The 6,611-nt window shown below is 72.2% G+C and carries 6 protein-coding genes; 2 read left to right on the top strand and 4 right to left on the bottom strand.

Translation table 11 applies throughout. The features are described from left to right. Positions 1-136: 136 nt before the first annotated feature. Positions 137-1,249 carry an SDR family oxidoreductase gene (locus AB0M11_RS17750; RefSeq protein ID WP_365706328.1) on the bottom strand — a complete coding sequence of 371 codons (1,113 nt, stop codon included), beginning with the start codon at positions 1,247-1,249 and terminating at the stop codon, positions 137-139. A 192-nt stretch (positions 1,250-1,441) separates the two neighbouring features. Here AB0M11_RS17750 and AB0M11_RS17745 point away from each other — a divergent pair, with 192 nt between their 5' ends. Together AB0M11_RS17745 and AB0M11_RS17740 are read left to right on the top strand one after the other, a co-directional pair. Further along, positions 1,442-2,893 carry a zinc-dependent metalloprotease gene (locus tag AB0M11_RS17745; protein ID WP_365706326.1) on the top strand — a complete coding sequence of 484 codons (1,452 nt, stop codon included), beginning with the start codon at positions 1,442-1,444 and terminating at the stop codon, positions 2,891-2,893. Beyond that, the gene (locus AB0M11_RS17740; RefSeq protein ID WP_365706323.1) at positions 2,890-3,411 is read left to right on the top strand and encodes an NUDIX domain-containing protein; all 522 of its coding nucleotides are present in this window, start codon (positions 2,890-2,892) and stop codon (positions 3,409-3,411) included. The genes AB0M11_RS17745 and AB0M11_RS17740 overlap by 4 nt, the downstream gene beginning before the upstream one ends. An 82-nt stretch (positions 3,412-3,493) precedes the next feature. Here AB0M11_RS17740 and AB0M11_RS17735 read toward each other — a convergent pair whose 3' ends face one another. From AB0M11_RS17735 to AB0M11_RS17725, 3 genes are read right to left on the bottom strand one after another with little or no spacing between them, the layout of a single operon-like run. Next, positions 3,494-4,249 carry an AIM24 family protein gene (locus AB0M11_RS17735; protein WP_365706321.1) on the bottom strand — a complete coding sequence of 252 codons (756 nt, stop codon included), beginning with the start codon at positions 4,247-4,249 and terminating at the stop codon, positions 3,494-3,496. A gap of 18 nt (positions 4,250-4,267) precedes the next feature. Then, entirely contained in the window at positions 4,268-4,948 is a 681-nt protein-coding gene (locus tag AB0M11_RS17730; RefSeq protein ID WP_365706319.1) for an AIM24 family protein, read from the bottom strand. Between the two features lie 11 nt (positions 4,949-4,959). After that, positions 4,960-6,597, bottom strand: a complete 1,638-nt coding sequence (locus AB0M11_RS17725) for a TerD family protein (protein ID WP_365706317.1) — start codon at positions 6,595-6,597, stop codon at positions 4,960-4,962. Positions 6,598-6,611 lie beyond the last annotated feature (14 nt).

Here is a 6,611-nt window from a genome sequence, read left to right as displayed (position 1 = left end):
CGTCCGGCGTTTGAGGACGAGGCCGGCAGGCCGATGCGGGGGTCCGGGGGCGGCAGCCCCCGAACCGGGCGGTCGAAGGGGGCCCACCCCCTGGAAGGGCGGGACGGGTAGGGGCGGCGGGGGCGAGACCCCCTCCTCAGATCCGCCGCCGAGCCTTCCGCGCCCGCCGCACCACAGCCGCCGCCCCCAACAACGCCACCGTCGCCCCCGCGGCCCCCGCCGCCGTCGCGTCCTTCCGCCCCAGCCGCCGCCCCACCACCGTGTGCCGCCCGGAAACCTCCTCCAGCAACTCGGCCAGCACCTCCTCGTTCGTCCACCCCGGCCGCCACCCGGCATCATGCAGCCGGCTCCCACTCACCACCCACGGATACATCGTGTACGCGAGATCCCCGGCCGGCGACGGCGTCAGACCGATCCGGTGCAGCCGGGCCGCGGCCCCCAGCGCCACCGCGGACGGCAGCTCCATCCGCCGCACCCCGCTGAGCTCCTCGACCTCCTCCTGCTCCAGCCACCCGTCGCACCCGACGGCGAGTTCCCCCTCGACCTTCTCCAGGACGGCGTACTCCAGCGCACTGCACAGGTCTTCGACATGACAGAACTGCCAGGCAGGCCGCGACCCGGCCACGACGAGCAGCCGAGGTGACTCGAAATACCTGGTCAGCGCGGTGTCGGTGCCCCCGACCAGCACCGCGGGGCGCACGACGGTGACATTGAGCCCCGGATGCGCGCGAGGCGCCCGGCGCGCGAGCCGCTCGATCTCCAGCAGGTCGCCGACGCCGGTGGCCTCGGCGGTCGCCCGCAGCTCCGCGTCCTCGGACAACGGCAGCTCGTTGTCCGGCAGCGCGCCGTAGACCATCGCGGAGGTGCACAGCACCACGCGGTGCACACCGGCCGCGGCCGCCGCGGTGAGCACGGTCTGCGTCCCCCGCACGTTGTAGGCCGTACGGGCGGCCGGGTCGGTCTCCAGATCCAGGTCGAGCGCGAGGTGCACCACCACGTCGGCCCCGCGCAGCTTGTCGGCGATGGCCGGATCCCGCACGTCGAGGATGTGCCACCGGGCGTCCGCGCACTCCCCGCGCCGCTCGTCGATGGCGATGACCTGCTTGATCTCCTCGGAGGCGGCCAGCCGCTCGGTGAGCAGCGCGCCGACCCCGGTCGCGGCGCCGGTCACGGCGACGACGGGCCCGCGCAGCACGGGAGGGGTTGACGGGTTTCGCGCTGCGCGAACCTGCGGATCTGGGGAACTCACCGGGCGTCTCCAGCGGTTGTCTTCAGTACGAGCGTGAGTGACGCGTACGTACCAGGTGGCATCCATCCTGCCGCAGGCCGACTGTCGGCGAAGCACCGAGGCCCGATCGGGTCGGGGTGTCTACGCTGGGTGGTGTTGTCGGGCAGCCGCGCCGCCGGAGAGAACCGGTGGCCTTACCAGCCGAGGATTCCCGTGAGTGACACCCCATTCGGTTTCGGCCTTCCGCCGGAGGAGCCGGAAGACGGCGACGAGGGCAAGAAGAAGGACCAGCAGAGCGGTGGTGGGCAGGGACCGGCCAACCCGTTCGGCTTCGGCACACCCGGGCCCGGCGGCTTCGGCGGCCCCGGCGCCCCGGGCGCCGACAATCCGTTCGCCGCGATGTTCGGTTCGCTGAACCCCACCGACCTGGGCGCCGCCTTCCAGCAGCTGGGCCAGATGCTCTCCTACGAGGGCGGCCCGGTGAACTGGGACATGGCCAAGCAGATCGCCCGCCAGACGGTCTCCCAGGGCACCTCGGACGGCGTCAAGGACGCGAGCGTCGGCCCCGCCGAGCGCACCGCGGTCCAGGAGGCCGTCCGCCTGGCCGACCTGTGGCTGGACGACGCGACGTCGCTGCCGTCCGGCTCCGGTTCGGCCGTGGCCTGGTCGCGCGCGGAGTGGGTCGAGGCGACGCTGCCTGCCTGGCAGGAGCTGGTGGACCCGGTGGCCGAGCGGGTCGGCGCCGCGATGGGCGACGTCCTGCCGGAGGAGATGCAGGCCATGGCCGGCCCGCTGATCGGCATGATGCGCTCGATGGGCGGTGCGATGTTCGGCACCCAGATCGGGCAGGCCGTCGGTGTGCTCGCGGGCGAGGTCGTCGGTTCGACCGACATCGGCCTGCCGCTGAGCCCGGCCGGCAAGGCCGCGCTGCTCCCGGCGAACGTCGAGGCGTTCGGCAAGGACCTCGGCGTGCCGAAGGAGGAGGTGCGGCTCTACCTGGCGCTGCGCGAGGCGGCCCACCAGCGGCTGTTCGCGCACGTGCCGTGGCTGCGCTCCCACCTGTTCGGCGCAGTCGACGGGTACGCGCGCGGCATCAAGGTCGACACGGCCAAGCTGGAGGACGTGGTCGGCCAGTTCGACCCGCAGAACCCCGAGCAGCTCCAGGACGCGCTCCAGCAGGGCATGTTCCAGCCGGAGGACACGCCCGAGCAGAAGGCCGCCCTGGCGCGTCTGGAGACGGCTCTGGCGCTCGTCGAGGGCTGGGTGGACGCGGTGGTCCACGCGGCCGCGAAACCGCGCCTGTCGTCCGCCGACGCGCTGCGCGAGACCCTGCGCCGCCGCCGGGCCACAGGCGGGCCCGCGGAGCAGACCTTTGCCACCCTGATCGGCCTGGAGCTGCGCCCGCGCCGCCTGCGCGACGCCTCCCGGCTGTGGGCCTCGCTGACCGACGCGCGCGGTGTCGACGGCCGGGACGCTCTCTGGGCCCACCCGGACATGCTGCCGACGGCGAGCGACCTGGACGACCCGGACGGCTTCGTCCACCGCGAGCAGCTGGACTTCTCCGAGCTGGACGAGATGCTCGGCGAGGCCGCGCAGAAGCCCGACCTGCGCAAGCGGGAGGACCAGGGCCAGGACGAGCAGGACAAGGGCGACGACACCGAGTGAGCCTGTACGACGACGCGGTCCTCGTCCTCAAGGGGTACGAGGGCCAGGAGGACCTGCGCCAGACCTACCTGGACCACCTCGCGGCGCACCCGGACGGCATGTGGAAGGCCTGTCACGCGGGCCATCTCACGGCGAGCGCCCTGGTCGTCGATCCCGAGCACGGCCGGGTGCTGCTGACCCTGCACCGGAAGCTGCGGATGTGGCTGCAGATGGGCGGTCACTGCGAGCCGGGCGACGCCGGCCTGGCGGCGGCGGCGCTGCGGGAGGCGACCGAGGAGTCCGGCATCCCCGGTCTCACGCTGCTGCCGGGCGGTCCGCTCCGGCTGGACCGGCACCCGATCCCGGCGCCCTGCCACTGGCACTTCGACGTCCAGTACGCGGCCCTCGCCCCGCCAGGCGCCGTCCACGCGATCAGCGACGAGTCGCTCGACCTGCGCTGGTTCGCCTACGACGAGGTGCGGGAGGTCGCCGACGACTCGATCGTACGGCTGCTGCAAGCGATCCGCGCGCGACTCTGAACCGGAATTCCGGGGACATCGACGCAGGGGCAAGGGGCGCCCGCCATGGCGGGCGCCCCTTGCTTTGCGGGTCTTCGTGGCCTCAGCTCCAGACGTTGCCCTGGTTCATCCCGCGTGCGCCGTGCTGGCCCATACCGAACTGGGCGGCGACGCCCTGGCCGATCTGGGCGTGTTGCGGGGGCAGCAGTTCACTCGGCTGGACCAACGCGAAGCCACTTCCCATGAAACTCAGCTCCCAGCCCTCCCCGGTGCTGCCGCGGCGCCGCCACACGCCCGAGGAATGCGTCTGGGCCTGCATCTGGACCCGCAGCCCGGTGGACCAGGCGACGATCGCGTCGGCGTCGCAGTTCACGTACTTGTCGGGCGTGACCTGCATCAGCAGCGGCGCGCCGGAGGTCATCAGGGCGACCTTGCCGCGCCCGGTGATGTTGAGCTGGTACTTCCCGGACCCGGAGATGCCGTAGAGGCTGTCGACGGCGACGACCTCGTAGTACAGCGAGGAGTCCATGGCGAGGACGTAGCCACTGTCCACGGTCAGGCCGTCCTGCTCGACGTCCAGGACGTGGATGTGCTGGGCGAGGTTGGCGAAGTAGACCGTGCCCTGCCCGTGGCAGCGCATGAGGTCCAGCCCCTCTCCGGTGTACGCACGCGCGCGTGCCTGGCCGCGGCCCTGGTACTCGGCGTCGAACTCGACGAGCCCCTGGTAGGCGACCATGGTGCCCTTGCGGGCGAGGACATCGTCGTGGCCCTCCAGGACGACCCGCAGCATCTGCTTGTTCTGCAGGCTGTAGCGGTCCCGGGCCTGGGAGTCGTTGAAGGCGAAAAGCGGGCTCTGCATGGTTTTCCTGACTCCCCCTCAGCCCCGGAACCGGAGGCGGTCGGTACTGTCCTCGCTGGGCTGGACGACGACGATGCCCTGGCCGGAGAAGGCCATCTGGTAGGCCTCGCCGCTGCCCCGGCCGATCAGTGACTGCGCCTTGAAGCTGCGCTTGCCCTTCACCTTGAGGTTCGGGGACCAGGCGACCAGCGCGTCCGGGTCGACGTACGTCTCGTCCTCGCCGCCGCCGCAGTCGACGACGATCGGCTTGCCCCGGGAGGTCAGCGCGACCCAGCCCTGCCCGGAGATCCTGGTGTTCCACAGTCCCTGACCGGCGAACTTCGCGAGCCCCTTGACCCGCTCCACGCCCCACGTCAGATGCGCGTCGAAGGCGAGCAGGTTGGTGGCGTTGACGGAGATGCCGTCGCCGTCGAGGTTGATGACCACGACGTTCGCACCGTAGTCGGCGAGGTAGAGCAGGCCGTCGCCGGAGCACTTCATCAGGGGCGCGCCCTCGCCGGTCACCCAGTCGCGGGCGATCTGACGCACGGCCGGCGGGTTGGGCTCGTACTGGACGAAGCCCTCGTAGGCGACCATCGACCCCACGCGCGCGAGGAGGTCGTTGCCGGTCTGCATGGCGACCTTCAGCATGTGGTCGCCGTGGTTCTCCATGCGGGCGGTGACGGGTGCGGGGGCGTAGCCCGCGAGCGGCTGGTTCATGACGGGCTCCCTCAGACCTCGTACGGCTGGACGACGATGAAGTTGCCGGGAGCGCCCCGGAACTGCAGGTTGACGCTCTCCCCGGTGTCGCCCGGATAGGCGTTGCGGCGCATCCGCACCTGGCTGGAGACGATCACCTGGGACGCCGCCGACCAGGCGACGATCGCGTTGCAGTCGGCGAAGGTCGTCGGCGTCACGGGCAGCACGACGGGTGTGCCGTGCGTCTTGACGACGATGGTGCCGGTGCCCTGGAACTGCATCGTGAACAGCGCGCCGCCGGGGATGCCGTGCCCCTCGATGCGGCGCACCTCGTACTGGAGGCTCTCGTCGAAGGCGAGGACGCTCTCGGCGGAGACGCAGATCGCGTCGCCCTGGAGCTCGATCGGGTGCAGATGGGCGGAGTTCTCGGCGAAGAACACCTGGCCGTTGCCGGTGCAGCGCATCAGCTGCATCTCCTGGCCGGTGGCGTGGCCCACGATCCGGCCGGCGAATCCGGCGCCCTTGTAGCTGAAGTCGACCTTGCCCTGGTAGAGCACCATGCTGCCCTGCCGGGCCAGCACCGGCTGGCCGCCCATCCCGAGATCGGCGCGGATGAGCTTGCTGTTCTGCGGCGTCCAGCGCTGCCCGGTGGGGGTCTCCTTGAACTTCTGGAGCGCGGCACCGACCCCGGCACCGCCCTGGGGAGCGCCCTGCGGGACCGCGTAGGACTGCTGTCCGGGGACCTGCCCGAACGGCGGCTGCTGGCCGTAGCCCGGGGGCGGGGCCGGGGCCTGGGGTGCCTGGGGGTATCCGGGCGGCGGGCCCGGAGTCTGCGGGGGCGCCGGGGGCTGGCCGTAGCCGGGCGGGGCGGGCGGCTGGCCGTAGGGCGCGGGCGCCGGGGCCGGGGGCGGCACGGTGCCGGGCGCGAGCGGGGCGATGACGGTGGGCGCATGGTGCACGTTCGAGGCGGGCACCGGGCCGGGGGCCGGCGGCGGGGTGAAGCCCTGGGGGACGGGGGCGGCAGGCGGGATGGGCGCAGGGGACGGCGCGGGCGCGGCGGGCACCCCGAAGGCGGGCGGCGCGAAGCCGGGCGCGGACCCGGTCTGCGGTTGCTGCGGTTCCGGCGCGGCGGGCGCCTCCTCCTCCAGCACCTCGCCGCCGAAGTTCTTCAGCAGCGCCTCCAGACCGCCGTCGAAGCCCTGGCCGACGGCGGCGAAGCGCCACACGTCCTTCAGGTAGAGGTCGCCGAGCATCACGGCGCGCTCGGTGGAGAACTCCGAGCCGGTGAAGGAGTACCGGGCCACCTCCTCGCCACCGGCGACGATCCGGAGGTATCCGGGCCCGACCTGCGACATCTGCCCGGCACCGTCGATGGTCGCGGTGAACGCCAGCTTGTGGATCTGCGGCGGGATCCGGTCCAGCGTGACCCGGAAGGACTCCGTGTCGCCCGCCTGCGCGCCCAGCAGCTGGATGGACTCCTCGGGCGACTTCGGCTGGTTGAAGAAGACGAAGTACCGGTCGTCCGACAGCCGTTCGTCGGCGTCGAGGCCGAAGCAGCTGATGTCGAAGGTCAGTCCGGGGCCGGAGATCTGCACGCCTACGTACAGATCCGTGCCCGCCGTGAGGTCACTGATCCTGGCCTTGTGGCCGCGTTGGAATTCCCTGGCCATGCGTTACGACCGTC

Origin of the sequence: Streptomyces sp. NPDC051987 (genome assembly GCF_040680735.1) — a bacterium.
Classification (GTDB): domain Bacteria; phylum Actinomycetota; class Actinomycetes; order Streptomycetales; family Streptomycetaceae; genus Streptomyces.
This window is presented reverse-complemented; position numbering and strand designations above follow the sequence as displayed.

Excerpts from the sequence above, each read along its gene's own strand:
- AB0M11_RS17735 (WP_365706321.1), bottom strand. The coding sequence starts at position 4,249 with ATGCAGAGCCCGCTTTTCGCCTTCAACGACTCCCAGGCCCGGGACCGC.
- AB0M11_RS17730 (WP_365706319.1), bottom strand. The coding sequence starts at position 4,948 with ATGAACCAGCCGCTCGCGGGCTACGCCCCCGCACCCGTCACCGCCCGC.
- AB0M11_RS17725 (WP_365706317.1), bottom strand. The coding sequence starts at position 6,597 with ATGGCCAGGGAATTCCAACGCGGCCACAAGGCCAGGATCAGTGACCTC.